The following is a 26026-nucleotide window of genomic DNA, read 5'->3' as shown; positions in this document are numbered from 1 at the left end:
GGGGCCGGTACTGGTACCGGCCCCCGTTCCCGGTGCGCCTCTTTCAGGCGAGGGGGTGGGTGGCGAGCAGGTCGCCGAGTTCCTCTTCGTGCTGGGCGGCGGGGCCGAGGGACAGCTCGAGGTGTTTGGCCCAGGCGTGGTAGCGGTGCAGGGCGTAGTCGGTGTCGGCGCCGAAGCCGCCGTGGAGGTGCTGGGCGGTCTGCACGACGCGGCGGACGCCTTCTGCGGCCCAGATCTTGGCGACGGCGATGTCCGCGGCCGCGGGTAGTGCGGCGCCGGCGCCGGTGCTGATGCGCCAGGCGGCCTGCCAGAGGGTGACCTCCATGGCGCGCAGGTCGATGTAGCGGTCGGCGGCTTGGACGGCGACGGCCTGGAAGGTGGCCACGGGGTGGCCGAACTGTTCCCGTTTGCCGGTGTACTGGCTGGTCAGCGTCAGGACCTGTTCGCCGAGTCCGAGGGCGAGGGCGCAGGTGCCGGTGGCGAGGAGGCCGTGCAGCCGTTCCCAGGCGCCCTCGGTGTCGATGACGTCGGCGGTGCCGAGGCGGACGTCGTCGAGGTGGAGTGCGGCGAGGAGTTCGCCGTGGGTGCCGTACTGGTCGGTCAGGGTGAGGCCGTCGTGGTCGCGGGGCAGCAGGGCGAGGACGGTGCGGCCGTCGGGGGTGTGCGCGGGTACGGCGATGTGGTCGGCGTGGTGGGCCCAGGGGACGTTGGTGGTGTGGCCGTCGAGGGTCCAGCCGGTGGTGTCGCGGTGGGCGGTGACGGCGAGCGGGGCCGGGTCGTGGCCGGTGCGGCCGTGGGCGGCGGCGGTGAGGACGAGTTCGCCGCGGGCGACCCGGGGCAGCAGGGCGGCCGCCGTGTCGGGGGCGTATCGCTGCAGGGTGAGCGCGACGGCGCTGGTTTCGAGGAGCGGGACGCGGGCGAGGACGTGGGCGGATTCGCGCAGTACGAGGCAGAGGGCGACGGGGTCGAGTCCGGAGCCGCCGTGGGCGGGGTCGAGGACGAGGCCGAGGAGGTCGGCGCCGGCGAGGCGGGCCCAGAGGGCGCGGTCGTGGTCGTCGGCGACCGCGCCGGGGGTGAGGGCGGGGCTGGGTACGGCGTCGGGGGTGACGTCGGCGAAGACGGCCTTGGCCGCCTCGACGGCGGCTTGCTGCTCTTCGGTGAAGGTGAAGTCCACGGTCCTGTCCCTTCCGGCCCTGCCCTGACGGGATCTGACGGATCGTCAAGATAGAACAGGTTCTACCGGAAGGGAATGGGCGGGCAGCGGCCGAACGGTGCCCTTCGGCGGTCTCCGTCAGCCGTGTCCGTCAGCCGTGTCCGTCAGCGGTGTCCGTCAGCGGTCGAAGTCGAGCTCGACCTCCGGGGTGGCGGGGTGGGACTGGCAGGCGAGGACATAGCCGGCGTCGGTCTCCTCGGGCTCCAGCGCGAAGTTGCGGTCCATCCGGACCTCGCCGGAGACGACGAAGGCGCGGCAGGTGCCGCAGACGCCGCCCTTGCAGGCGTACGGGGCGTCCGCCCGGGCGCGCAGCACCGTTTCCAGGAGCGTCTCGCCCTGCTGGACCGGCCAGTTGCCGGAGCGCCCGTGCAGGGTGGCGGTCAGCGTGGCGTCCGCGGGGGCGTCGGCCGCGGCGGCCGGGGCGGGCGCGGAGCCGTCGTCGACGTGGAAGATCTCCTGGTGGATGCGGGTGCGGTCGACGCCCAGGCCGCGCAGCGCCTGCTCGGCGCTCTGCACCAGGCCGAACGGCCCGCACAGGAACCAGCCGTCGATGTCGCCGACCGGCAGCAGCGCGGGCAGCAGGCCGGTGAGCCGCTCGCGGTCGAGCCGGCCGGAGGGCAGGCCGGACTGCTGCTCCTCGCGGGAGAGCACGGTGACCAGCTGGAAGCGGTCGGGGTAGCGGTCCTTCAGGTCGGCGACCTCGTCGAGGAACATCGTGGAGGACGCGGTGCGGTCGCTGCGGACGAGGCAGAAACGGGCCTCGGGCTCGCGGGCGAGCAGGGTGGCTGCCATGGACAGGACCGGGGTGATGCCGCTGCCGCCGACCACGGCCGCGAAGTGTCCGGGGCGCGGGGGCAGCACGAAGCGGCCCATCGGCTCCATGACCTCGACGGTGTCGCCGACGGCGAGCTCCTTGAGGGCGTACGTGGAGAACTCGCCGCCGTCGACGAGGCGGATGCCGACGCGCAGGACGGGCGGCTCGCCTTCGGTGACGGCCGGGGCGCAGATCGAGTACGTGCGGCGGATCTCCTCGCCGTGCTGCCCGGTGCGGCGCAGGGCGAGGTGCTGGCCGGGAGTGTGGCGGTAGGAGTCGCGCAGCTCGGGCGGGACCGCGAAGGTGACGGCCACGGAGTCGTCGGTGAGCGGCTCGACCTCGCTCACCCGGAGCGGATGGAACCCGGCCCGTGCGGAGCTTGAGGACGCCATCTACAACTCCTTGAAGTGGTCGAACGGTTCGCGGCAGGACGCGCAGCGGCGCAGTGCCTTGCACGCGGTGGAGGAGAAGCGGCTGAGGAGTTCGGTGTCGGTGGAGCCGCAGTGGGGGCAGCGGATCGCCAGGGCGAGCGGCACCGGTCCGCCGGCGGGGCCCTGCGGACGGGGTGGCGCGATGCCGAACTCTTCGAGTTTGCGGCGGCCTTCCTCGGTGATGTCGTCCGTGGACCAGGCGGGGCTGAGGACGGTGACGACGGAGACCTCGGGCACTCCGTGCTCGCGCAGCGCGTGCTCGATGTCGGAGGACATCGCCTCGATCGCCGGGCAGCCGGTGTAGGTAGGGGTGAGCTCGACCTCGACGCGGCCGGGGGCGTGCACATGGACGCCGCGGAGCACGCCGAGTTCGGCGAGGGTGAGGACCGGCAGCTCGGGGTCGGGGACGGCGCCGGCGATCCGGGCCAGTTCCTGCTCCAGGGCGGTCGGAGCGGCAGCCGGGGCCGTCGGGGTGCTCGGAGTGCCGACGGCGCTCGTGGCGCTGGGGGCGGTGGTCACCATGACGCCCCCGGGTGGCTGCGGTGCAGGTGCTGCATCTCGGCGAGCAGACGGCCGAAGGACTCGGTGTGCAGGCCCTGGCGGCCGGCGCCCGCGCTCCACGCTCCGGTGCGCGGGCCGGCGGGCACGGTGAGCGTGGCCCGGTCGAGGACGGCGGTGACGGAGTCGAGCCAGGCACGCTCCATGGCCGCGGTGTCGATGTCGAGGCCGTCGAGGGGCTCGAACAGCTCGCCCGTGTACCGCCACAGGGCGTCGCAGGCGTGCTGCATCCGACGGTGGCTCTCGTCGGTGCCGTCACCGAGGCGCAGGGTCCAGTGCTCGGCGTGGTCCTGGTGGTAGGCGACTTCCTTGACGGCCTTGGCGGCGAGTCCGGCGAGCGGTCCGTCGCCCGCGGCGAGCTGCCCGTAGAGGAGCCGCTGGTAGGTGGAGAAGTAGAGCTGGCGGGCGATGGTGTGCGCGAAGTCGCCGTTCGGCTGCTCGACGAGCTGGCAGTTGCGGAAGGCGCGCTCCTCGCGGAGGTAGGCCAGTTCGTCCTCGTCGCCGACGAGGGAGAGCAGCACCCGGGCCTGGCCGAGCAGGTCGAGCGCGATGTTGGCGAGCGCGACCTCCTCTTCGAGGACGGGCGCGCTGCCCGCCCACTCCCCCAGGCGCTGGGCGAGGATCAGGGCGTCGTCGCCGAGGGCGAGCGCCGCCGCCGGGACGGCGGCGGCCGCCGTGGCGGTGGGAGTGGCGGTGGGCCGGGCGCCGGTCACAGGTGCTTCACCCCGTCCGGGATCTCGTAGAAGGTGGGGTGGCGGTACGGCTTGTCCGCGGCCGGCTCGAAGAACGGGTCCTTCTCGTCCGGCGAGGAGGCGGTGATCGCGCCGGACGGCACGACCCAGATCGACACGCCCTCGTTGCGACGGGTGTAGAGGTCGCGGGCGTTGCGCAGGGCCATCTCGGCGTCCGGGGCGTGGAGGCTGCCGGCGTGGGTGTGGGACAGGCCGCGGCGCGAGCGCACGAAGACCTCCCACAGCGGCCATCCTTCGGTGGTCATGCCCGTGCCTCCCCGATCCCGTTCCCGTGCGTGTGCTGGTCGTGCTTGGCGGCGTAGGCCGCGGCGGCGTCCCTGACCCAGGCGCCGTCCTCGTGGGCCTGGCGGCGCTTGGTGAGCCGCTGTTCGTTGCACGGCCCGTTGCCCTTCAGGACGTTCCAGAACTCGTCCCAGTCGATCGGGCCGAAGTCGTAGTGCCCGCGCTCCTCGTTCCACTTCAGGTCGGGGTCGGGGAGGGTGAGGCCGAGGGACTCGGCCTGCGGGGCGGCGATGTCGACGAAGCGCTGGCGCAGCTCGTCGTTGGAGTGGCGCTTGATCTTCCAGGCCATGGCCTGGGCGGAGTGGGTCGACTCGTCGTCCGGCGGGCCGAACATCATCAGCGACGGCCACCACCAGCGGTTCACCGCGTCCTGGGCCATCGCGTGCTGGGCCTCGGTGCCGCGGGAGAGGGCGAGCAGCGCCTCGTACCCCTGGCGCTGGTGGAAGGACTCCTCCTTGCAGACGCGGACCATCGCGCGGGCGTACGGCCCGTAGGAGCAGCGGCACAGCGGGACCTGGTTGGTGATGGCCGCGCCGTCCACGAGCCAGCCGATGGCACCGACGTCGGCCCAGGTCAGCGTGGGGTAGTTGAAGATCGACGAGTACTTCTGGCGGCCGGAGTGGAGCTTGTCGAGCAGCTCGTCGCGGCTGGTGCCCAGCGTCTCGGCGGCGCTGTACAGATACAGCCCGTGCCCGGCCTCGTCCTGGACCTTGGCCATGAGGATCGCCTTGCGCCGCAGGCTGGGCGCGCGGGTGATCCAGTTGGCCTCCGGCTGCATGCCGATGATCTCGGAGTGGGCGTGCTGGGCGATCTGGCGGATCAGACCGGTCCGGTAGGCGTCCGGCATCCAGTCGCGCGGCTCGATGCGCTCGTCGGCTGCGACGGCGGCGTCGAAGACCGCCTCCAGGGCGGCCTGGGTCGCGGCCTGGATCGCCGTCGACCCCTCTGTCGCTGTGGCCTCTGCCGTACCTGCGGTCATCGGAACCCCCTACCGACCGATCGTTCGGTTGAATGACTTCAATGGTCGTTCGGGGGCCCGTATGGTGTCAACCTCTGTGGATAACTCCTTAGGCCGAGCGGGAGCGGGGCGCGATGGACTCGTACGACGACAGGGGCGCGGACGAGCCCGGACCGGACGGTTCGCCCGAACGGGTGGCCGAAGGAGTGGCCGAGTCGACGGCCGAGTCGACGGCCGAGTCGACGGCCGAGCGGACGGCCGAGCTGATGGCCGAGCGCGTGGCCGGGCCGGCGACCGCGCCCCGGGCCGGTATCGCCGCGCTCTCGATGCCGTACCAGGTGGCCGCCGCCGTCGCCCTCGCCGTCCTCGGCGTCTTCGCCTGCGTCCACCTCGCGATGGTGTTCCTGCACGTCGCGCCGTCGAACACGCTGACCAAGCAGCACGGCGAGGCCGTCGACGACTGGATCTACCCCGAGTTCGAGCAGAACTGGAAGCTCTTCGCGCCCAACCCGCTCCAGCAGAACATCTCCGTCGAGGTCCGCGCCCAGATCGCCGGCGCGGACGGCAGCCGCCGGACCACCGGGTGGATCGACCTCACCGCCCAGGACGCCGACAGGATCCGCGGCAGCGTCGTCCCCAGCCACACCGTCCAGAACGAGCTGCGCCGGGCCTGGGACTTCTACGTCGGCTCGCACACCGACGACGACCGGCCCAACGGGATGCGCGGCGAACTCTCGGCGAGCTACCTGCGCCGGATCGTGCTCTCCCGCCTCGACGAGCGCGAGCTCGGCGGCCGGGTCCTGAAGATCCAGCTGCGCTCCGCCACCCGGTCCGTGCCCGCGCCGGCGTGGAGCACCGAGAAGATCGACACCCGGCCCTCGTACCGCAGCTACGCCTGGTGGCGGATCACCGACGCCGACCGGCCCGCGGGAGCGGCCGGGACCGGGACCACCGACACCGAGGCGGCCGCCCGATGACGACCCAGAGCCCCTCCTCCACGTCCGCCGTCGCCCTGTCCGGCCCGTCCGGCCCGTCCGCCGGCCGCCCGCCCCTCGACCGCCGGCTTGCCGCCGCCGTACAGAAGGTCACCGCGCACGCCCTCGGCCCGTACCAGACGGCGATCGTCCGGATCGGGTTCTCCCTCACCTGGCTGCTGTTCCTGCTGCGGGAATGGCCGCACCGCCTGGAGCTGTACGGGCCCGACAGCCCCTGGTCCTGGGAGATGGGGCGGCGGCTGATCGCCGACAACCGCTCCTTCAGCGTGCTGATGTGGTCCGACGGACGGCTCTGGTTCGAGATCGTCTACGCGCTCGCCGTGCTCTCCGCCGTGCTGCTGCTGTTCGGCTGGCGCACCCGCGCCGTCTCCGTGGTCTTCATGGCGGGCGTGCTGTCCCTGCAGAACCGCGCCATCTTCATGGGCGACGGCGGCGACAACGTCGTCCACATCATGTCGCTCTACCTCGTCCTCACCCGCTGCGCCCAGGTCTGGTCGCTCGACGCCCGCCGGGCCGCCCGGGGCAAGGGGGACGACCGTGTCGTCGGGCCCCTCCTGTGGACCGTGCTCGGCGGCTTCCTGCTCGCCGCGACCTGGTTCTTTGACATCACCGGCGAGTGGTGGCTGCTGGTGCTGCTGTGGGTGCTGTGGCTGGGGCACGGCCTGTGGTGGCTGGTGTGCCGGTACGCGCCCGACGAGCCGCGCACGCTCCTCGACGTCGTCGCCAACCTCGCCCACAACACGACGCTCGTCGTGATCATGGCGGAGGTCTGCCTGATCTACGCGACGGCCGGCTGGTACAAGGTCCAGGGCTCGCGCTGGCAGGACGGCACCGCGCTCTACTACCCGCTGCACCTCGACTACTTCTCCCCCTGGCCCGCCCTCTCCGGCCTGCTCGGCGACAGCGGCACGATGGTGCTGCTGCTGACCTACGGCACGGTGATCGTGCAGGTCGCGTTCCCCTTCACGCTCTTCAACCGCAAGGTCAAGAACGTGCTGCTCGCGGCGATGATGCTGGAGCACGCGGGTATCGCGCTGCTGCTCGGGCTGCCGTTCTTCTCGCTCGCGATGATCGCCGCGGACGCGGTGTTCCTGCCGACCGGCTTCCTGGTGTGGGCGGGGGCGCGGGTCGTGCGGGTCCGGGACCGGGTGTTCGGGCGGGTGCTCGGGCGGGCCGCCGACGTCGCGCCCGTGCCCGAGCAGAACCGTACGGAGACCGGTCCCCGTACCCTCGTCGGGTGAGCACCACCGAAGAACAGCCCATCCAGTACGACGAGGGGTTCGGCCCCGAGATCGGCGTCGGGCCGCACCCGCGGCCGTGGCCCGAAGGCGTCGAAGGCGAGCGCTACGACCCCGAGCTGCTCGCCGGCGGCGACCGGCGCAACGTCGTCGACCGCTACCGCTACTGGACGCGCGAGGCGATCGTCGCGGACCTCGACACCCGCCGCCACGACTTCCACGTGGCGGTGGAGAACTGGGGCCACGACTTCAACATCGGCTCCGTGGTGCGTACCGCCAACGCGTTTCTCGCGAAGGAGGTGCACATCGTGGGGCGCCGGCGCTGGAACCGGCGCGGGGCCATGGTCACCGACCGCTACCAGCATGTGCGCCACCACCCCGACACCGCTCGGCTCACCGCGTGGGCGGCCGCCGAGGGCCTGCCGATCATCGGCATCGACAACCTGCCGGGCGCGGTGCCGCTGGAGCGGACGGTGCTGCCGCGGCGGTGCGTGCTGCTGTTCGGGCAGGAGGGGCCGGGGCTGACGCAGGAGGCTTGGGAGGCCTCGGAGATGGTGTGCTCGATCGCGCAGTTCGGTTCGACGCGGTCGATCAACGCGGGCGCGGCGGCGGCGATCGCGATGCACGCGTGGGTGCAGAGGTACGCGGAGATCGACTGAGGGGCTCCGCCCACTGGACCCCGCGCCGTGCGCGGGGTCCCAGCGTCGTACGGAGGGCTCCCGCGTCGTACGGAGGGCTCCCGCGTCGTACGGAGAGCCGCGCGTCGTACGGACAGCCTCGCGTCGTGCGTCGGGGCCCCGCCCCTCCTCGGGGCCCCGACGGTTCGTGGGTCAGGCCTGGCGGCGTACCTCCACGACGCGGAAGCGGTTCGAGACGAAGGCGCCGTCGCACAGGGCGGCGTTCGCCGCCGGGTTGCCGCCGGAGCCGTGGAAGTCGGAGAAGGCGGCGGTCTGGTTGACGTAGACACCGCCGGTGAGGTTGAGGGAGAGCTGGGCGGACTCGTCCAGGCAGACCTCTTCGACGGCACGCTCGGTGTCCGGGGAGGTGGTGTAGGCGCCGACGGTCATGGCGCCCTTCTCACGGACGGTGCGGCGCAGGAGCTCCAGGGCGTCGGCGGTGGAGTCGACCGAGACGGCGAAGGAGACGGGGCCGAAGCACTCGGAGAAGTAGGCGGCCTCCGAGTCGGGCTTGGAGCCGTCGAGCTTCACGATGACGGGCGTACGGACGACCGCGTCCGGGAACTCCGGGTTGATGATCTCGCGGGAGGCGAGAGCCACCTCGCCGAGGCCGGCTGCGGCTTCCAGGCGGGCCTTGACGTCGGGGTTGACGAGGGCGCCGAGGAGCGCGTTGGCGCGGGCGTCGTCGCCGAGGAGGCCGCCGACCGAGGCGGCGAGGTCGGCGACGACCTCGTCGTAGGACTTGGGGCCCTGGTCGGTGGTGATGCCGTCGCGGGGGATCAGCAGGTTCTGCGGGGTGGTGCACATCTGGCCGCTGTACAGGGACAGCGAGAAGGCCAGGTTGGAGAGCATGCCCTTGTAGTCGTCGGTGGAGTCGACGACGACCGTGTTGACGCCGGCCTTCTCCGTGTAGACCTGGGCCTGGCGGGCGTTGGCCTCCAGCCAGTCGCCGAAGGCGGTCGAGCCGGTGTAGTCGATGATCCGGATCTCGGGGCGGACGGCCAGCGTCTTGGCGATGCCCTCGCCGGGCCGCTCGGCGGCCAGCGCCACCAGGTTGGGGTCGAAGCCGGACTCGGCGAGGACCTCGCGGGCGACGCGGACGGTGAGGGCCAGCGGCAGCACCGCGCGCGGGTGCGGCTTGACCAGCACCGCGTTGCCGGTGGCGAGGGAGGCGAACAGGCCCGGGTAGCCGTTCCAGGTCGGGAAGGTGTTGCAGCCGATGACGAGGCCGATGCCGCGGCCGACGGCCGTGAACTCCTTGGAGAGCTCCAGCGGGTCGCGCTTCCCCTGGGGCTTGGACCAGGCGGCGCGGCCGGCCGGCGTGCGGGTCTGCTCCTCGTACGCGTACGCCACGGCCTCCAGGCCGCGGTCCTGGGCGTGCGGGCCGCCGGCCTGGAAGGCCATCATGAACGCCTGGCCGCTGGTGTGCATGACCGCGTGGGCGAACTCGTGCGTGCGGGCGGAGATCCGGGCGAGGATCTCCAGGGACACCAGCGCGCGGGTCTCGGGCCCGGCGTCGCGCCAGGCGGCGAGGCCGGCGCGCATCGCCGGGAGCAGCACGTCGAGGTCGGCGTGCGGGTACTCCACGCCGAGCTCGGGGCCGTACGGCGAGGTCTCGCCGGGGACCCAGCCGTCGGTGCCGGGCTGGTCGAGCTCGAAGCGCCGGCCCAGCAGCTCCTGGTAGGCGGCGAGGCCGGCGGCGGCGTCCAGCGAGCCGTTCTCCCCGTACGCCTTCGGGTGCTCCGGGTACGGAGACCAGTAGGCACGGGTGCGGATCGTGGCGAGCGCCTGATCGAGTGTGGACCGGTGCTTCTCGGCCAGAACGTCGGTGGTCAGCTGAGCGGTGGCCATGGATGGACCAACTCCTCGTCGAGCTGGGCAGGGAGACGCGTACGGAGTTAGAGTAACCGAACGATCGGTCGGGACAAGGGGGTCCGGCGGTCCTGTGGAAAACCCATCGGGGAGGATCACTCCTATGAGCGCCAGCACGACCGTCCAGGGGCAGGGGAACGGCGACACGGTGCCGGCTGCCGACGGAGCCCGTCCCACCGAGCCGGCCGTCCAGCCGGTCGCCGAGCCCGGCATCGGGCCGAGCGGCGTCGTCGCCGTCGTCGGCACCGGCACCATGGGGCAGGGGATCGCCCAGGTCGCCCTGGTCGCCGGCCATCCCGTACGCCTCTACGACAGCGCCCCCGGCCGGGCCGCGGAGGCCGTGAAGGCCGTCGCGGGCCGCCTCGACCGGCTGGTCGAGAAGGGACGGCTCGACGCGGCGGAGCGCGACGCGGCGCTCGGCCGGCTGCACGCGGCCGACGAGCTCGCCGGCCTCGCCGACACCGCCCTGGTCATCGAGGCGATCGTCGAGCAGCTCGCGGTCAAGCAGCAGCTCTTCGCCGAGCTGGAGCAGGTCGTCGGCGCGGACACCGTGCTCGCCACCAACACCTCCTCCCTCTCCGTCACTGCCATCGCGGGAGGGCTCCGGCTGCCCGGCCGCTTCGTCGGCCTGCACTTCTTCAACCCGGCGCCGCTGCTGCCGCTCGTCGAGGTCGTCAGCGGCTTCGCCACCGCCCCGGCCACCGCCACGCGCGCGTACGAGACGATGAAGCGCTGGGGCAAGACGCCGGTTCGCTGCGCCGACACGCCCGGCTTCATCGTCAACCGGGTCGCCCGCCCCTTCTACGCGGAGGCGCTGCGGATCTTCGAGGAGGGCGCCGCCGACCCCGCCACCATCGACGCGGCCCTGCGCGAGTGCGGCGGCTTCCGGATGGGCCCCTTCGAGCTGACCGACCTGATCGGGCAGGACGTCAACGAGGCGGTGACCCGTTCGGTGTGGGAGTCCTTCTTCCAGGACCCCAAGTTCACCCCCTCGCTCGCCCAGCGGCGGCTCGTCGAGTCCGGCCGCCTCGGCCGCAAGACCGGGCACGGCTGGTTCCCGTACGCGGAGGGCGCCGAGCGCCCCGAGCCGCACACCGCGCCGGCTGCCGAGGCGCCCGCGCGGATCACCGTGCGCGGCGACCTCGGGCCCGCCGAGCCGCTCGTCGGCCTCTTCGAGCGGGCCGGGATCACGGTGCGGCGTCGCAGGGCCTGGGGGGACGGGCGGATCGTCCTGCCCGGCGGTGGGCAGCTTGAGCTCGCGGACGGCTACGCGGGCTTTGAGCGCCACCAGGACGACATCGTCCACTTCGACCTCGCGCTCGACTACGAGAAGGCGAGCAGGATCGTTCTGTCGGCCCGGCGCGGCCTCGACCCCGGCATCCTGGCCGAGGCCGTGGGCCTGTTCCAGGCGCTCGGCAAGCAGGTGTCGGTCATCGGCGACGTACCCGGCATGATCGTGGCCCGTACGGTCGCGATGCTGGCGGACGTCGCCGCCGACGCCGTCGACCGGGGCGTGGCCTCCGCCGAGGACGTGGACACCGCGATGCGGCTCGGGGTCAACTACCCCGTGGGGCCGCTGGAGTGGGCCGCGCGGATCGGTCACGCCCGCGTGCGGGACCTGCTCGGCGAGCTGCACGAGCGCTACCCCACCGGCCGCTACGCGCCCTCGCTCGCGCTCGCGCGCCGGGCGTCCGAGGAAGAAGCCGCAGAGGCGGAGGAGAGCCGATGACCACCGCCCGACGCGACACCTACACCCCCGAGACGCTGCTCACGGTCGCCGTGCAGGTCTTCAACGAGCGCGGCTACGACGGCACGTCCATGGAGCACCTGTCCAAGGCGGCGGGGATCTCCAAGTCGTCGATCTACCACCACGTCGCCGGCAAGGAGGAGCTCCTGCACCGGGCCGTCAGCCGGGCGCTCGACGGGCTCTTCGCGGTCCTCGACGAGTCGGCGGCGGGCCGCGGCCGGGCGATCGAGCGGGTCGAGTACGTGACCCGGCGCACGGTCGAGGTGCTCATCGAGGAGCTGCCGTACGTGACGCTGCTGCTGCGGGTGCGGGGCAACACGAAGACGGAGCGGTGGGCGATGGAGCGGCGCCGCGAGTTCGACCACCGGGTGGCCGAGCTCCTGAAGTCGGCCGTCGTCGACGGCGACCTGCGGGCCGACCTGGACATACGGCTCGCGACCCGGCTGCTCTTCGGCATGATCAACTCGCTGGTGGAGTGGTACCGGCCGCAGTACGACTCCCAGGCGGAGCGGGAGCAGCTGGTGGACACGGTCGTCCACATGGCCTTCGACGGGCTGCGGACGGCGAGCTGAGAACGCCTGTCCGCGCCGTCGTGCCGAGCCCGCCCGGGTCGCCCGGGCGGGCTTTCGCGTTTCCCGCCTCTCAGTCCCTCAGCTCCGTGCACGGGTCCAGGTCCGTCTCCTCGAAGACCAGCAGGGTGTGGGTCGACAGGACCTCGGGGATCGACTGGAGCCGGGTGAGCACCAGCTCGCGCAGGGTGCGGTTGTCCGGGGTGTGGACGAGCAGCAGGACGTCGAAGTCGCCGCTGACCAGGGCGATGTGGGCGGCGCCGGGCAGGGCCCGGAGCTGTTCGCGGACGGTCCGCCAGGTGTTCTGGACGATCTTGAGGGTGATGTAGGCGGAGGCGCCGTGCCCCGCCCGCTCGTGGTTGACGCGGGCGCCGAAGCCGCGGATCACGCCGTCCTCGATGAGCCGGTTGATCCGCGCGTACGCGTTGGCGCGCGAGACGTGGACCCGTTCGGCGACCGAGCGGACCGAGGCGCGGCCGTCGGCCTGGAGCAGCCGCAGGATGTCCCGGTCGATCGCGTCCAGCGGGCGGGCCGGCCCGCCCGGGGGGACCATGGCGGGAGGGCCGGAAGTCGTCCCCTGGTACGCCTGCGGCCCGCCGGCCGGAGCCGCCGGGAGGGCGGCGCCGGGGAGCGTGTTCAGGCGCTCGTCGTCCGAGCGCCCCTCGAAGTCGGCCATTTGTTCTTCCGCCATAGCCCCCCGCCTCTCTATCGTGGACGCCTTGCACCCATCCCAGGCTGTGGAAAACCGTTTGTCCACAGGCTGAAGGCGCCTGTAGCCAAAATGCCTCCACGACCGAACAATCGGTAGGTGAGGCGCGCCACATTCGCGCCACCCGCCTTCGGGTCTTATGCCCGCTCCCACGAGGAGGTGGACTCGTTGCAACAGCGCAGTTCGACAGTCCAAGCGCCCCCCGGTGCCCCCCGCGCCTACCGGCCCACCCCGCCCCCGGCCTGGCAGCCGCGTGTCGACCCCGCCCCGCTGCTGCCGGACGCGGAACCGCTGCGCGTGCTCGGCACGGACGCCGTGGCCGATGCCGATCCCGCGCTGCTGCGCCGCCTCTACGCGGAGCTGGTCCGCGGCCGCCGGTACAACGCGCAGGCCACGGCCCTGACCAAGCAGGGCCGGCTCGCCGTCTACCCGTCCACGACCGGCCAGGAAGCCTGCGAGGTCGCCGCCGCGCTGGCCCTGGAGGAGCGGGACTGGCTCTTCCCCTCGTACCGCGACACGCTCGCGGCCGTCGCCCGCGGGCTCGACCCCGTGCAGGCACTGACGCTGCTGCGCGGCGACTGGCACACCGGCTACGACCCGCGCGAGCACCGCATAGCCCCGCTGTCCACGCCGCTCGCGACCCAGCTCCCGCACGCCGTGGGCCTGGCCCACGCCGCCCGGCTGAAGGGCGACGACGTCGTGGCGCTCGCCATGGTCGGCGACGGCGGCACCAGCGAGGGCGACTTCCACGAGGCGCTGAACTTCGCCGCGGTCTGGCAGGCCCCGGTGGTCTTCCTGGTGCAGAACAACGGCTTCGCGATCTCCGTGCCGCTCGCCAAGCAGACCGCCGCGCCCTCCCTCGCCCACAAGGCCGTCGGGTACGGGATGCCGGGCCGGCTCGTCGACGGCAACGACGCGGTCGCCGTCCACCAGGTCCTCACCGAGGCCGTCGCCCGCGCCCGGCGCGGCGGCGGACCCACGCTCGTCGAGGCCGTCACGTACCGGATCGACGCCCACACCAACGCCGACGACGCCACCCGCTACCGCGGCGACGCCGAGGTCGAGGCGTGGAAGGCGCACGACCCGGTCCTGATCCTGGAGCGGGAGCTGACCGAGCGCGGACTGCTCGACGAGGACGGCCGGCGCGCCGCCGCCGAGGACGCCGAGGAGATGGCGGCACGGCTGCGCGAGCGGATGAACGCCGACCCCGTGCTCGACCCGATGGACCTGTTCGCCCACGTGTACGCCGAGAAGACCGCGCAGCTGCGCGAGCAGGCGGAGCAGCTGCGGGCGGAGCTCGACGCCGAGAGTGAGGCGGGATGACCACCCAGGCCACAGCGAGGCGATCCGCCAAGGCGGCCAAGCCGGCGACCATGGCGCAGGCCCTCCAGCGGGCCATGCGCGACGCCATGGCCGAGGACCCGACCGTCCATGTGATGGGCGAGGACGTCGGCACGCTCGGCGGCGTCTTCCGCGTCACCGACGGGCTCGCGAAGGAGTTCGGCGAGGACCGCTGCACCGACACCCCGCTGGCCGAGGCGGGCATCCTCGGCACGGCCGTCGGCATGGCGATGTACGGGCTCCGGCCGGTCGTCGAGATGCAGTTCGACGCCTTCGCCTACCCGGCGTTCGAGCAGCTCATCAGCCATGTCTCGCGGATGCGCAACCGCACCCGCGGCGCGATGCCGATGCCGCTCGTGGTCCGCGTGCCGTACGGCGGCGGAATCGGCGGCGTCGAGCACCACAGCGACTCCTCCGAGATCTACTACATGGCCACCCCCGGCCTCCACGTCGTGGCGCCGGCGACCGTCGAGGACGCCTACGGGCTGCTGCGGGCCGCCATCGCCTCCGACGACCCGGTGGTCTTCCTGGAGCCCAAGCGGCTCTACTGGTCGAAGTCCGACTGGTCGCCCGAGGCGCCGGCCGCCGTGGAGCCGATAGGCAAGGCGGTCGTGCGCCGCCCCGGCACCAGTGCCACCCTCATCACCTACGGCCCGTCCCTGCCGGTGTGCCTGGAGGCCGCCGAGGCGGCCACGGCCGAGGGCTGGGACCTGGAGGTCGTCGACCTGCGCTCGCTCGTGCCCTTCGACGAGGAGACCGTCTGCGCGTCCGTGAAGCGCACCGGACGGGCCGTCGTCGTGCACGAGTCGACCGGCTTCGCCGGGCCCGGCGCCGAGATCGCGGCCCGGGTCACCGAGCGCTGCTTCCACCACCTGGAGGCGCCGGTGCTGCGGGTCGCGGGATTCGACATCCCGTACCCGCCGCCGATGCTGGAGCGCCACCACCTGCCGGGCGTGGACCGGATCCTGGACGCCGTCGCGCGGCTCCAGTGGGAGGCGCAGAGCTGATGGCCCAGGTGCTCGAATTCAAGCTGCCCGACCTCGGCGAGGGCCTCACCGAGGCCGAGATCGTGCGCTGGCTCGTCGACGTCGGCGACGTCGTCACCATCGACCAGCCGGTCGTCGAGGTCGAGACGGCCAAGGCGATGGTGGAGGTGCCCTGCCCGTACGGCGGTGTGGTCACCGCCCGCTTCGGCGACGAGGGGACCGAACTGCCCGTCGGCGCCCCGCTCCTGACGGTCGCCGTCGGCGGCTCCCCGGAGCGGACCGGCGCGGCCGAGGCCCCGGAGCCCTCGAAGGCCCCGCAGGTTCCGAAGGCGTCGGACGCCGAGTCCTCCGAGTACTCGGGCAACGTCCTCGTCGGCTACGGCACCACCGGGCCCGCCGCCCGGCGCCGCCGGGTCCGGCGCGAGCCGCCCGTGGCCGCCGCACCCGCGCCCGCTCCCGTGATCCCGGCTCCGGCGCAGGTCGCCGCGCCGCAGGGGCCCGTGGCCGTCATCTCGCCGCTGGTGCGCAAGCTCGCCCGGGACCGGGGGCTCGACCTGCGCGAGGTGCGCGGCTCGGGGCCCGAGGGGCTGATCCTGCGCGCCGACGTGGAGAACGCGCTCGCCGTACGGGACCGGGCCGCCGAGGCCCCGGCCGCCGCTCCGGCCGCTCCGGCACCGGCGCGCGTCGCCGTGGCCGCCGCAGGGGAGCGCGTCCCGCTGCGCGGAGTGCGCGGCGCGGTCGCCGACAAGCTGTCCCGGAGCCGTACGGAGATACCCGACGCGACCTGCTGGGTGGACGCCGACGCGACCGAACTCATGGCCGCACGGGCGGCGATGAACGCGGCGGGCGGACCGAAGATCTCCGTCCTCGCGCTGCTCGCCCGGATCTGCACGCACGCCCTGTCCCGCTTCCCGGAGCTCAACTCGACGGTCGACACGGCCGCGCGGGAGATCGTCCGGCTGCCGTCCGTGCACCTCGGGTTCGCGGCCCAGACCGAGCGCGGTCTGGTCGTCCCCGTCGTCAAGGACGCGGGCGGCCGCACGGCCGAGTCGCTGACCGCCGAGTTCGCCCGGCTGACCGAGGCCGCGCGGGCCGGGTCCCTGACCCCGGCGGACCTGACCGGTGGCACGTTCACGCTGAACAACTACGGGGTGTTCGGGGTCGACGGCTCCACGCCGATCATCAACCACCCCGAGGCGGCCATGCTCGGCGTCGGCCGGATCGTGCCCAAGCCGTGGGTGCACCAAGGTGAGCTGGCGGTCCGTCAGGTGGTGCAGCTGTCGCTCACCTTCGACCACCGGGTCTGCGACGGCGGGACGGCCGGCGGCTTCCTGCGCTATGTCGCGGACTGCGTCGAGAACCCGGCGGTGCTGCTGCGCACGCTCTGACCGCACGACCGCGGGACTGCATGCGGGATCGCAGGACCGCACCGACTCCGCCGGGGCGGAAGCCGGCAGGGCAAGGGGCCCGGCCGGTTCCCGGCGGCCTCGTCCGGGGCCCAACCCCACGCCGGGCCCCGGACCGTTCGGCCCAGGGTCGTCTCCTTCCGTGAGACGACCCGGCCATGGCCGGGCGATCCCGGACCATACTGCTGGGATGACGACCGCTTACGACGCCATCGTGCTCGCGGGAGGCTCGGCCCGGCGGCTCGGCGGGGCCGACAAGCCCGGCGTACGGGTCGGGGGCCGCGCCCTGCTCGACCGGGTCCTCGCGGGCTGCCGCGACGCCGGGCGCACCGTGGTCGTCGCCGCGCCGCGGGCCACCGCCCGACCCGTCGAATGGACCCGCGAGGACCCGCCCGGCGGCGGCCCCGTCGCCGCGCTCGACGCGGGCCTGCGCCGCCTCGCCGGCGGGACGCCCGCAGGGCCCTCCGAGGGCTCGGACGTGGGTGCGGACGTCGGCCCGGACGTCGGCTTGGGCGGGAGCCCGGATGTCGGCACGGACGTGGGCAAGGACGCCGCCGCCGCGCGGGTCTCCGGCGCTTCGGCCCCCGGCACCGGCCCGGACGTCCCCGCGCCCCTCATCCTCCTCCTCTCCGCAGACCTTCCCTTCTTCGCACCCGGCACCGCCCGGCGGCTCGTGGCCGCGCTCGACGCGGAGCCCCGGGCGGAGGCGGCGGTCACCGTCGACGCGGACGGGCGGGAGCAGCCGCTCGTCGCCGTGTACCGGGCCGGGGCCTTGCGACGGGTGCTCGCGGGGCTCGCGGCCGAGCGCGGCACCCTCACCGGGCTGCCGTTGCGCCTGGTCACGGGTGCCCTGACCGTTGTCCGCGTGGCGGCGACCGAGTCGGGGGACGCCCTGGGCGCGTCCTTCGACTGCGACACCTGGGAGGACATCGCAGCGGCCCGTGCGCGGATCAGGGAGCATGGGCACGTGCTGAACGAATGGATCACCGCGGTCAAGGACGAGCTGGGCATCGACCTGGACGTCGACACGAACGTGCTGCTGGACCTGGCGCGGGACGCGGCGCACGGCGTCGCACGGCCCGCCGCGCCGCTGACCACGTTCCTGGTCGGGTACGCGGCGGCGCAGGCGGCCGGCGGCAAGGGCGGCCCGGAGGCCGTGGCGGAGGCCGCGCACAAGGCGGCCGCGCTGGCCCAGCGGTGGGCCGCCGAGCAGGACGAGGCCGGATGACCATGACCGAGCGCGCGCCCGACGGCGCCGAGAGGCCCGCCGCACAGCCGTCCGACGCCGAGATGCCTGACGACGGTATCGACGAGGCCATCGCGCTCGTCGGCCGGAACCGGACCCAGGCGTCGGCGGAGCCCATGGTGCCTGTGGACCCCAAGGCCCCGGAGAAGCCCGCGGACTCCCAGGGGTGCACGGCCTCCCTGGCCCCTACGGCCTCCCAGGCCCCAGCCGAACCTCCCCGGGGCTCCGCCGAGCCCACGGGCCCAGCGGAACCCACGGCCCCCGCGGAACCCACGTCCTCCCAGGCGCCCACAGCCCCCTCCGACCCCCCGGCTCCCCAGGTGCCCACAGCCGCCACCGAGCGACACCGCGCCACCCCCTGGCCCGACGCCCGGGCGCTCGCCACGCTGGCCGGGGAAAGGGCGGCGGCGGGCCGAACGCCCGAGGCGGTGCCGCTGGCCGAGGCGCTCGGGCGGGTACTGGCCGGGCCGCTGGAGGCGCTCACCGATCTGCCGTCCTTCGACACCTCCGCCATGGACGGCTGGGCGGTCGCCGGGCCCGGCCCCTGGCGGATCGACCCCGAGGGCGCGGTCCTCGCCGGGCACGCCCCCGCCGGGGCCCTTGCCGACGGCGACGCCGTACGGATCGCGACCGGCGGCCGGGTGCCGGCCGGGACCACCGCCGTGGTCCGCAGCGAGCACTCCCGTACCGACAGCACGGACCGGGCCGACGGCACCACCGACAGCACCCTCAGCGCCCGCACCGCAGGCCGGCTCCACGCCCTGCGCGACGTCGTCCCGGGCCAGGACATCCGTCCGCGCGGCCAGGAGTGCCGCACCGGCGACCGGCTGCTGCCCGCCGGGAGCACGGTGACCCCGGCCGTGCTCGGGCTGGCCGCCGCGGCCGGCTACGACGAGTTGTCCGTGCATCCGCGCCCCCGCGTCGAGGTCCTCGTCCTCGGCGACGAGCTGCTGACCTCCGGACTGCCCCACGAGGGCCTGATCCGTGACGCGCTCGGTCCGCTGCTCGCCCCGTGGCTGCGGGCGCTCGGCGTCGAGGTCCTCGGCACCCGCCGGATCGGCGACGACGCCGAGGCGCTGTACGCGGCGGTCACCGGCTCCGCCGCCGACGTGGTCGTCACCACCGGCGGCACCGCCGCCGGGCCGGTCGACCACGTCCATCCGGTGCTCGCGAAGGCCGGCGCGACCCTGCTCGTCGACGGCGTGAAGGTCCGCCCCGGCCACCCGATGCTCCTGGCCCGGCTCGCGGACGGCCGCCATCTCGTCGGACTGCCCGGCAACCCGCTCGCCGCCGTCTCCGGGCTGCTCACGCTCGCCGAGCCACTGCTGCGCACGCTGGCCGGGCGGCCCGCCCCGGCCCCGTACCGGGCGGTCGTACGCGACGAGGTGCACGGCCATCCGTACGACACCCGGCTCGTCCCTGTCCTGGTGCGCGGCGCCGAGGCCGTACCGCTGCACTACAACGGCCCCGCGATGCTCCGGAGCATCGCCGCAGCCCACGGCATGGCCGTGATCCCGCCCGGCGGGGCCCGGCCCGGGCAGTCGCTCGACGTGCTCGACCTGCCCTGGCCGGCCACGGCCGGCCTGTCGGCAGACGCCCCCGGCGGAGGACGTTTCACGTGAAACTTCCCAGCCGTGACGCGATGGCCCGGCAGGCCGACGAGCGGGTGGTGGGCGCCCGGCTCAGGCTGCCCCGGCGGGTGGTCGAGAAGCCCCTGCAGCAGGTCGCCAAGCGGCTCCTGATGGCGCTCGGCGTGCTGGTCGCGACGGTGCTCATCGTCTATCTCGACCGGTCCGGCTACCACGACAACGCCGACGGGACAGTCGACTTCCTCGACAGCGTCTACTACGCGACCGTCACGCTCTCCACCACGGGCTACGGCGACATCGTCCCGTACAGCGACTCGGCGCGGCTCGCGAACATCCTGCTGGTCACGCCGCTGCGCGTGCTGTTTCTGATCATCCTGGTCGGAACCACCCTCGAGGTCCTGACGGAACGGACCCGGGAGGAGTTCCGGCGGAAACGCTGGAGGGCCACCTTGCGCGACCACACCGTCATCGTCGGCTTCGGCACCAAGGGGCGCTCGGCGATCCAGACGCTGTGCGCGACCGGACTGCGCAAGGACCAGATCGTCATCGTCGACCCGGCGACCAAGGTCATCGAGGCGGCCAACGCCGACGGTTTCGTCGGCGTGGTCGGCGACGCGACCCGCAGTGACGTGCTGCTGCGCGCCGAGGTGCAGAAGGCCCGTCAGATCGTCGTCGCCACCCAGCGCGACGACACCGCCGTCCTGGTCACACTGACGGCCCGCCAGCTCAACAAGGGCGCGAAGATCGTGGCCGCGGTCCGCGAGGAGGAGAACGCCCCGCTGCTGCGCCAGTCCGGGGCCGACGCCGTGATCACCAGCGCCAGCGCCGCCGGCCGGCTGCTCGGCCTCTCCGTCCTCAGCCCCAGCGCGGGCACGGTGATGGAAGACCTCATCCAACAGGGCTCCGGACTCGACCTCGTGGAACGGCCGGTGACCAAGGCCGAGGCGGGCAAGAGCGTGCGCGAGACGAAGGACCTGGTGGTCAGCGTGCTGCGCGGCCACCGGCTGCTCGGCTACGACGACCCCGCCGCGAGCCCGCTCCAGCTCACCGACCGGGTCATCACCATCGTGCGCGCCACCCCGGCCATGCCGCTGACCAATCCCGCCGAGGACTGAACCCACCAGGGCGGCACCGGGAGTAGCCTCGCCGGCATGCATGCGATCACGATTCCGGAACCCGGCGGACCCGAGGCGCTGGTCTGGGCCGAGGTGCCCGACCCCGTCCCCGCCGAGGGCGAGGTCCTCGTCGAGGTGGTGGCGAGCGCCGTCAACCGTGCCGATCTGCTCCAGCGCCAGGGCTTCTACGACCCGCCGCCGGGCAGCTCCCGCTACCCGGGACTCGAGTGCTCCGGCCGGATCACCGCGCTCGGCCCCGGCGTCTCGGACTGGTCCGTCGGAGACGAGGTGTGCGCGCTGCTCGTCGGCGGCGGCTACGCGGAGAAGGTCGCCGTGCCGGTCGGGCAGTTGCTGCCCCGGCCGCAGGGCGTGGACCTGGTGACGGCCGCCGCGCTGCCCGAGGTGGCCTGCACGGTCTGGTCGAACGTCTTCATGCTGGCGCATCTGCGGCCCGGCGAGACGCTCCTGGTGCACGGCGGCGCGAGCGGCATCGGCACGATGGCGATCCAGCTGGCCAAGGCCGTCGGCGCCCGGGTCGCGGTCACCGCCGGCAGCGCCGAAAAGCTGGCCCGCTGCGCCGAGCTCGGCGCGGACATCCTCATCGACTACCGCGAGCAGGACTTCGTCGAGGAGCTCCACAAGGCCACGGACGGGGCCGGGGCGGACGTCATCCTGGACATCGTCGGCGCCAAGTACCTGGACCGGAACATCAAGGCCCTCGCCGTCAACGGCCGGCTCGTCGTCATCGGTCTCCAGGGCGGCGTCAAGGGCGAGTTGAACCTCGGCGCCCTGATGGCCAAGCGCGCCGCCGTCCTGGCGACGACCCTGCGCGCCCGCCCGCTGAGCGAGAAGGCGGCGGTGGTGGCCGCCGTCCGCGAGCACGTCTGGCCGCTGGTCGAGGCGGGCACGGTCACCGCGGTCGTGGACCGCACGGTGCCGCTGGCGGACGCCGCCGAGGGCCACCGGGCCGTCGAAGCGAGCAGTCACGTCGGCAAGGTGCTGCTCCTGGCGCCGAACGCGCCGACCCCGTAGGCCGCGCGCCGACAGCGCGATCGCGTAGGCCGCGCTCACCGCGTAGGCCGCGCGCCAACAGCGCCGCACGTGCGACCGCGCCGTGCGCGTAGCCGCATACGACGGGGCCCGGGCCGCGGAATTCACCGTGGCCCGGGCCCCGACTCGTTCGGCCCTGGTCGTCTACAGATACGGGCCGGAGCCGACCGCCCGGCCGTGGTGCGGGCCGTGGTCGTCGTCATCGTCGTGCGGCGCGCCCGACGGGAGCGCCCTGCGCATCTGCTCCAACTGGGCGCGGGCCGCCATCTGCTGGGCGAACAGCGCCGTCTGAATGCCGTGGAAGAGCCCTTCGAGCCAGCCGACCAACTGGGCCTGCGCGATGCGCAGTTCCGACTCCGAGGGGATGGCCTCGTCGGTGAACGGCAGGGAGAGCCGCTCCAGTTCCTCGACCAGTTCCGGGGCGAGCCCGTCCTCCAGCTCCTTCACCGAGCTGGCGTGGATGTCCTTGAGCCGGACGCGGCTGGCCTCGTCGAGAGGTGCCGCCCTGACCTCCTCCAGCAGCTGCTTGATCATGCTGCCGATGCGCATGACCTTCGCGGGCTGCTCCACCATTTCCGTCACCGGGACCTCGCGGGGTTCGTCGTCACCCTGAGTGCCGCCGAGCGGCATCCCGTCCTGGCCCACTACGAGGACCTTGGGGCTGCTCTCCTGCGACCTGTCATTCCTCGGCATATCCATGCCGCCATTCTCTCGCACACATGCCTCATCACACGGTGTGCCCCTGGAGGAGGGTGATCCACCCTCCTCCAGGGGCAGGACATGTGTCTCAGTGCGCGGCGCGGCGGGCCAGCGCCCCGCGGGAGCGGGTCACCAGGGCCGCGAGCAGCGCGGCGCCGAGCGGCACGAACACCAGGAGCGCGGCGAGAGTCGTCCAGGGCACGACGATCGGCACGTACGGCGGGCCGTCCGTCACACCGCCCCAGCCGTTGTCGAGGCTCTCCTGGTAGTACGCCAGCTGCTGGCGCTCGTCGGTGAGCCGCAGACCCATCGCGGGCAGCACGCCGGCGAGCGAGCCGAGCAGCACGCCCATGGCCGCGACCACCCCGCACTGGAAGCCGCTGAGGATGCGCCGTACGCGGGGCGGGGCCCCGACCGCGGCGAGCGTCTTCAGGTCGGCCTCGGCGTCGGCCTGGGCGAGGCCGGTGGCGATGCCGGCGGCGCCGATGGTGACCAGGCCCGCGAAGATGGTCAGCGCGATCAGGACGATGCTGTTCTCGCTGACGTAGCCCTGCTCCAGGGTGAGGTCGATCTTGCCGCCGAGCTTGGCGAGCTCGGCGTCGAGCTTCTGCTGCTGCTCCGTGCTCGGCATCCGGTCGGTGGTGAAGAACGAGCCGAGCGGGACGGTGGCGATTCCGGCGGCCTTGGCGGCGGCGGGGCTGAGCACGCCCTGCACGCCGTAGGCGTTCGGGGAGCCGGGCACCGGGTAGGCGGTGAAGGTCTTCAGCACGCCGGGCGTCGGCTTGTTCTGCTCCGCGGCGCGCTGGGCGGCCTGGTTGTCGCTGACCAGCTTGATGCCGACCTTGCCGGCCTGGTCGACCTGCCTCCGGTCGAAGCTGACGTACCTGCCGTCGGCGAGGGCCCGGACGGCGCCGGGGTCCGTGATGCCGAGGACCTTGAGCAGCGTAGCGTCGGCGATCAGCAGGTTGCCCTCGGTGGGGACGGCAGCGCCGCTGTCACCCGTGGCGCAGCGCCAGTCCTTGGCGAGCGCGCGCCGCTGTTCCTTGGTGAACTTCGACGCCGGGTCGTCGTCGGAGCCGTTCGCCGCGGTCCACAGCGGGCACTGGTTGGCGTCCGGGACGACGACCTCGTAGGTGCCGCAGCCGGGGCTGGCGTCCCAGGTCGAGCAGCCGGTGCGGCCGACGGCGATCCGGGAGACGTCGGCGCGGACGTCGACGGGAAAGGTGCGCTGCACGGCCTCCCGGGCCGCCGGGACGTCCCGCCCGCCCTCCTCGCCGGTGAACACGGAGACGGCTCCGTAGGGCAGCGTCGCGTGGTACCCGGCCTCGTCCTGGGCGTCCCTGCTCGCCGCGTACGTGGACACGGCGACCGTGCCCGCGACGGCGGCCAGCACGGCGGCGACGGCGGGTGCCGTGCGGCCGCGGTTGCGCACGGCGTCGCGCAGCGCGAGCCGCGGCGACAGCGGCAGCCAGCGGCCGGCGCGGCCGAAGAGGCCCACCAGGGCCGGGGTCATGGCGACCACGCCCAGCTCGGCGAGGGCGGAGCCGCCCGCCACGATGATGAACTGGTCGGTGACGACCGAGCCGTACAGCGCGATCGCGGCACCGAGCAGCAGTGCGACGAGACCGACCAGCGGCAGCACCCGGCTGCTGCGGCGCACCCCGCGGCGGCCGGTGAGGGAGGCCAGCACGGTCTGCCGGGAGGCGGTGACCGCCGGGACGATCGCGGAGAGCAGACCGGTGAGGACGGCCAGCGCGGCGATCCCGAGGATTTCGAGCGGTCGGACGGTGAAGCCGCCGAACCGCTGCCCCATGTACTCCTCCAGGTACGGCCGGAGCGCGAAGGTCAGGATCATGGCGAGGACCGTGCCGACGACGGCCGCGGCGACGCCGATGACCAGACCGCCGCTCAGCACGATGGCCCGGATGTGGCTGCGGGCACCGCCGTTGGCTCCCACCAGACCGAGCTGGCGGCGGGAGCGGCGGGCGCCGACGGCGAAGGCGGGGCCGGCGAGCAGACAGATCTCCAGCATCGCGAGACCGACCACGGTGCCGACGGCGGCGAGCGCGGCGGCCTTGGCGGCCGTGCTCTCCTGGAACTCGCCCCAGCCGTCGCGCTGGTAGAGCGGCACCTCGGAGTCCGGCGGCGGGTTCAGCACCACGGCGCGCGAAACGACCTGCACGCCCTTGGCGTTGATCTGCTTGACCATGTTCCACGTGAAACCACCGGACGCGGACGTGTCGGATGCCCCGGCCCGCTTCACCAGGTACGTGATGGAGTAACCGGGCGCCGGCAGGCCGGACTTCTCGACGGCCACGCCGTACGGCTTCAGGAAGGCGCCCGGCAGCGCGTTGACCTGCTCCTGCTTGAGGTCGCTGGGCAGCTCGTACACACCGGTGATCGTGTACAGGCGGTCGAAGCCGCGGGCGGAGAGCGTGGAGCCGATGTTCAGGCCGCTGGACTCCAGGAAGCGCGTGGTCACGGCGACCTCGTCGGCCTTCTCCGGGAAGCGGCCGTCGAGCAGCCGCATGATGCCCCGGGCGACCGGGTCGGCGGCCTTCAGCTCGCGGACGTCGGTGCTCAGCAGCCCGTAGGCGGTGGTCAGTTTGGCGGTGCCGGAGCTGTCGGTGAGGACCGTGGAGCCGGCCGGGATGGTCTTGCGGACGTCGGTCGGGCCGTCGGGCCAGGGCTTGTTGCCGTTCGAGTAGTCCTCGACGGTGGTGCTCTGTTCGCCGTTCGGGTCCTGCATGATCGGCGTGCCGTCGGTCTGGGCGTCGCTGAAGCGGGCGTCGGCAGCGCCGATGTCGCGCTCCAGCTTCTGCACCGGGGTGAGTTCGGCGCTGCGGAAGGTCAGCGAGAAGGCGCTCACGCCCAGGATCGGCAGGGCGATCATCGCGAGGACGAGGAAGCTGCGGCCCTTGGAGCGCCAGGCGTCGCGGCGGGCGATCCGGATCGCGGCCCGCCAGGAGTGGAACCAGGTCGTCACCGCTGCCCCGCCCGGCCGCTCAGGAGCGAGTCGGCCTCGCTGCGTACGGTCTGGTCGACGACGGCGCCGTCCCGCAGGAACACCACGCGGTCGGCCCAGGCGGCGAACCGCGGCTCGTGGGTGACGAGGATGCCGGCTGCACCGGCGTCGCAGCGGGAGCGCAGCAGGGCGAGCACGGACTCGCCGGTCTCGGAGTCGAGGGCGCCGGTGGGCTCGTCGGCGAGGACGAGACGGCGGTCGCCGACCAGGGCGCGGGCGATGGCCACGCGCTGCTGCTGGCCGCCGGACATCTCGTCGGGGAAGCGGTCGGCGAGATGGCCGAGCTCCATCTCCGTCAGCGCGGCGAGCGCCTCGGCGCGGGCCTTGCGGGCGGAGACGCCGTCCAGTTCGCGGGGCAGGGCCACGTTCTCGGCGGCGGTGAGCGCCGGTATGAGGTTGTAGTCCTGGAAGACGTAGCCGATGCTGCGGCGGCGGAGCGCGGCGAGCTCCTTGCGGCCCGCGGTGGTGATGTCGGTGCCCTCGACGATCACCTGGCCCGAGGTGGGGGTGTCCAGGCCGCCGGCGATGGTCAGCAGGGTGGACTTGCCGGAGCCGGACGGGCCCATGACGGCGACGAGTTCACCCGGGAAGACGTCGAGGTCGATGCCGCGCAGGGCGTGCACCTCGGTGGCGCCGGAGCCGTGCACACGGGTCAGGTTGTGCAGACGCAGCACGGGCTGTGGCTGTTGCTGTACGGACATGGAGATCCCCCTCGGGGTACGCCTCGGACGGCCGCGTGGCGGGCGGCCGTTGG

The 26026-nt window shown here is 73.5% G+C and carries 23 protein-coding genes; 12 read left to right on the top strand and 11 right to left on the bottom strand.

Annotation, left to right across the window (positions count from 1 at the left end; translation table 11 throughout):
• Positions 1-43 precede the first annotated feature (43 nt).
• The 6 genes from ACWEV0_RS10480 to paaA form a co-directional block, all read right to left on the bottom strand.
• Entirely contained in the window at positions 44-1174 is a 1131-nt protein-coding gene (locus ACWEV0_RS10480; RefSeq protein WP_453148253.1) for an acyl-CoA dehydrogenase family protein, read from the bottom strand.
• 156 nt (positions 1175-1330) lie between these two features.
• Complete coding sequence (locus ACWEV0_RS10475; RefSeq protein WP_453148251.1) at positions 1331-2419, bottom strand: 2Fe-2S iron-sulfur cluster-binding protein; 1089 nt, start codon at positions 2417-2419, stop codon at positions 1331-1333.
• Positions 2420-2980, bottom strand: coding sequence for a 1,2-phenylacetyl-CoA epoxidase subunit PaaD (gene paaD, locus ACWEV0_RS10470; protein WP_453148249.1), 561 nt, complete (start codon positions 2978-2980; stop codon positions 2420-2422).
• A complete protein-coding gene (paaC, locus tag ACWEV0_RS10465) occupies positions 2974-3729 on the bottom strand; it encodes a 1,2-phenylacetyl-CoA epoxidase subunit PaaC (protein WP_453148247.1) in 756 nt (251 codons plus the stop codon). Before paaC ends, paaD begins: the two co-directional genes overlap by 7 nt.
• Complete coding sequence (paaB, locus tag ACWEV0_RS10460; protein ID WP_389210854.1) at positions 3726-4013, bottom strand: 1,2-phenylacetyl-CoA epoxidase subunit PaaB; 288 nt, start codon at positions 4011-4013, stop codon at positions 3726-3728. Before paaB ends, paaC begins: the two co-directional genes overlap by 4 nt.
• Complete coding sequence (paaA, locus tag ACWEV0_RS10455; protein WP_453148245.1) at positions 4010-5029, bottom strand: 1,2-phenylacetyl-CoA epoxidase subunit PaaA; 1020 nt, start codon at positions 5027-5029, stop codon at positions 4010-4012. The genes paaB and paaA overlap by 4 nt, the downstream gene beginning before the upstream one ends.
• A 113-nt stretch (positions 5030-5142) precedes the next feature.
• Here paaA and ACWEV0_RS10450 point away from each other — a divergent pair, with 113 nt between their 5' ends.
• From ACWEV0_RS10450 to ACWEV0_RS10440, 3 genes are read left to right on the top strand one after another with little or no spacing between them, the layout of a single operon-like run.
• Positions 5143-5985: a DUF5819 family protein gene (locus ACWEV0_RS10450; RefSeq protein ID WP_453148244.1), complete on the top strand. Its 843-nt coding sequence runs from the start codon at positions 5143-5145 to the stop codon at positions 5983-5985.
• Positions 5982-7244: an HTTM domain-containing protein gene (locus tag ACWEV0_RS10445; protein WP_453148242.1), complete on the top strand. Its 1263-nt coding sequence runs from the start codon at positions 5982-5984 to the stop codon at positions 7242-7244. Before ACWEV0_RS10450 ends, ACWEV0_RS10445 begins: the two co-directional genes overlap by 4 nt.
• Positions 7241-7900 carry a TrmH family RNA methyltransferase gene (locus ACWEV0_RS10440; RefSeq protein ID WP_453148240.1) on the top strand — a complete coding sequence of 220 codons (660 nt, stop codon included), beginning with the start codon at positions 7241-7243 and terminating at the stop codon, positions 7898-7900. Before ACWEV0_RS10445 ends, ACWEV0_RS10440 begins: the two co-directional genes overlap by 4 nt.
• A 171-nt stretch (positions 7901-8071) precedes the next feature.
• Here the strand turns inward: ACWEV0_RS10440 and paaN are convergent, their stop codons facing one another.
• Positions 8072-9769 carry a phenylacetic acid degradation protein PaaN gene (gene paaN, locus ACWEV0_RS10435; RefSeq protein WP_453148238.1) on the bottom strand — a complete coding sequence of 566 codons (1698 nt, stop codon included), beginning with the start codon at positions 9767-9769 and terminating at the stop codon, positions 8072-8074.
• Positions 9770-9893: 124 nt separating this feature from the next.
• On the opposite strand from paaN, the gene ACWEV0_RS10430 reads away from it, so the two are divergent.
• Positions 9894-11519 carry a 3-hydroxyacyl-CoA dehydrogenase gene (locus tag ACWEV0_RS10430; RefSeq protein WP_453148236.1) on the top strand — a complete coding sequence of 542 codons (1626 nt, stop codon included), beginning with the start codon at positions 9894-9896 and terminating at the stop codon, positions 11517-11519.
• Complete coding sequence (locus ACWEV0_RS10425) at positions 11516-12109, top strand: TetR/AcrR family transcriptional regulator (RefSeq protein WP_453148234.1); 594 nt, start codon at positions 11516-11518, stop codon at positions 12107-12109. The genes ACWEV0_RS10430 and ACWEV0_RS10425 overlap by 4 nt, the downstream gene beginning before the upstream one ends.
• A gap of 70 nt (positions 12110-12179) precedes the next feature.
• Here ACWEV0_RS10425 and ACWEV0_RS10420 read toward each other — a convergent pair whose 3' ends face one another.
• A complete protein-coding gene (locus ACWEV0_RS10420; RefSeq protein WP_453148232.1) occupies positions 12180-12797 on the bottom strand; it encodes an Lrp/AsnC family transcriptional regulator in 618 nt (205 codons plus the stop codon).
• A gap of 177 nt (positions 12798-12974) precedes the next feature.
• On the opposite strand from ACWEV0_RS10420, the gene pdhA reads away from it, so the two are divergent.
• From pdhA to ACWEV0_RS10385, 7 genes are all read left to right on the top strand, one after another.
• Positions 12975-14138, top strand: a complete 1164-nt coding sequence (gene pdhA / locus ACWEV0_RS10415) for a pyruvate dehydrogenase (acetyl-transferring) E1 component subunit alpha (RefSeq protein WP_453148230.1) — start codon at positions 12975-12977, stop codon at positions 14136-14138.
• Positions 14135-15163 (top strand): alpha-ketoacid dehydrogenase subunit beta, encoded by a 1029-nt coding sequence (locus ACWEV0_RS10410; RefSeq protein WP_453148228.1) that lies wholly within the window; start codon positions 14135-14137, stop codon positions 15161-15163. Before pdhA ends, ACWEV0_RS10410 begins: the two co-directional genes overlap by 4 nt.
• The gene (locus ACWEV0_RS10405) at positions 15163-16530 is read left to right on the top strand and encodes a dihydrolipoamide acetyltransferase family protein (protein ID WP_453148226.1); all 1368 of its coding nucleotides are present in this window, start codon (positions 15163-15165) and stop codon (positions 16528-16530) included. The genes ACWEV0_RS10410 and ACWEV0_RS10405 overlap by 1 nt, the downstream gene beginning before the upstream one ends.
• 208 nt (positions 16531-16738) lie before the next feature.
• A complete protein-coding gene (locus ACWEV0_RS10400; RefSeq protein ID WP_453148224.1) occupies positions 16739-17776 on the top strand; it encodes a DUF6457 domain-containing protein in 1038 nt (345 codons plus the stop codon).
• 2 nt (positions 17777-17778) lie between these two features.
• Positions 17779-19416 (top strand): molybdopterin-binding protein, encoded by a 1638-nt coding sequence (locus ACWEV0_RS10395; RefSeq protein ID WP_453148290.1) that lies wholly within the window; start codon positions 17779-17781, stop codon positions 19414-19416.
• Complete coding sequence (locus ACWEV0_RS10390; RefSeq protein ID WP_453148222.1) at positions 19413-20498, top strand: potassium channel family protein; 1086 nt, start codon at positions 19413-19415, stop codon at positions 20496-20498. Before ACWEV0_RS10395 ends, ACWEV0_RS10390 begins: the two co-directional genes overlap by 4 nt.
• Positions 20499-20534: 36 nt before the next feature.
• The gene (locus ACWEV0_RS10385; protein WP_453148220.1) at positions 20535-21530 is read left to right on the top strand and encodes an NAD(P)H-quinone oxidoreductase; all 996 of its coding nucleotides are present in this window, start codon (positions 20535-20537) and stop codon (positions 21528-21530) included.
• A gap of 162 nt (positions 21531-21692) precedes the next feature.
• On the opposite strand, the gene ACWEV0_RS10380 is transcribed toward ACWEV0_RS10385, so the two are convergent.
• The 3 genes from ACWEV0_RS10380 to ACWEV0_RS10370 all read right to left on the bottom strand — a co-directional run bounded on the left by ACWEV0_RS10380 (position 21693) and on the right by ACWEV0_RS10370 (position 25973).
• Positions 21693-22247, bottom strand: coding sequence for a bacterial proteasome activator family protein (locus ACWEV0_RS10380; RefSeq protein WP_453148218.1), 555 nt, complete (start codon positions 22245-22247; stop codon positions 21693-21695).
• 88 nt (positions 22248-22335) lie between these two features.
• On the bottom strand, positions 22336-25233 hold the full coding sequence (locus ACWEV0_RS10375; protein ID WP_453148216.1) for an FtsX-like permease family protein: 2898 nt from the start codon (positions 25231-25233) through the stop codon (positions 22336-22338).
• Positions 25230-25973, bottom strand: a complete 744-nt coding sequence (locus ACWEV0_RS10370; protein ID WP_453148214.1) for an ABC transporter ATP-binding protein — start codon at positions 25971-25973, stop codon at positions 25230-25232. Before ACWEV0_RS10370 ends, ACWEV0_RS10375 begins: the two co-directional genes overlap by 4 nt.
• Positions 25974-26026: the final 53 nt, after the last annotated feature.

It is taken from the genome of Streptomyces sp. NPDC003943, assembly GCF_053605265.1.
This window is presented reverse-complemented; position numbering and strand designations above follow the sequence as displayed.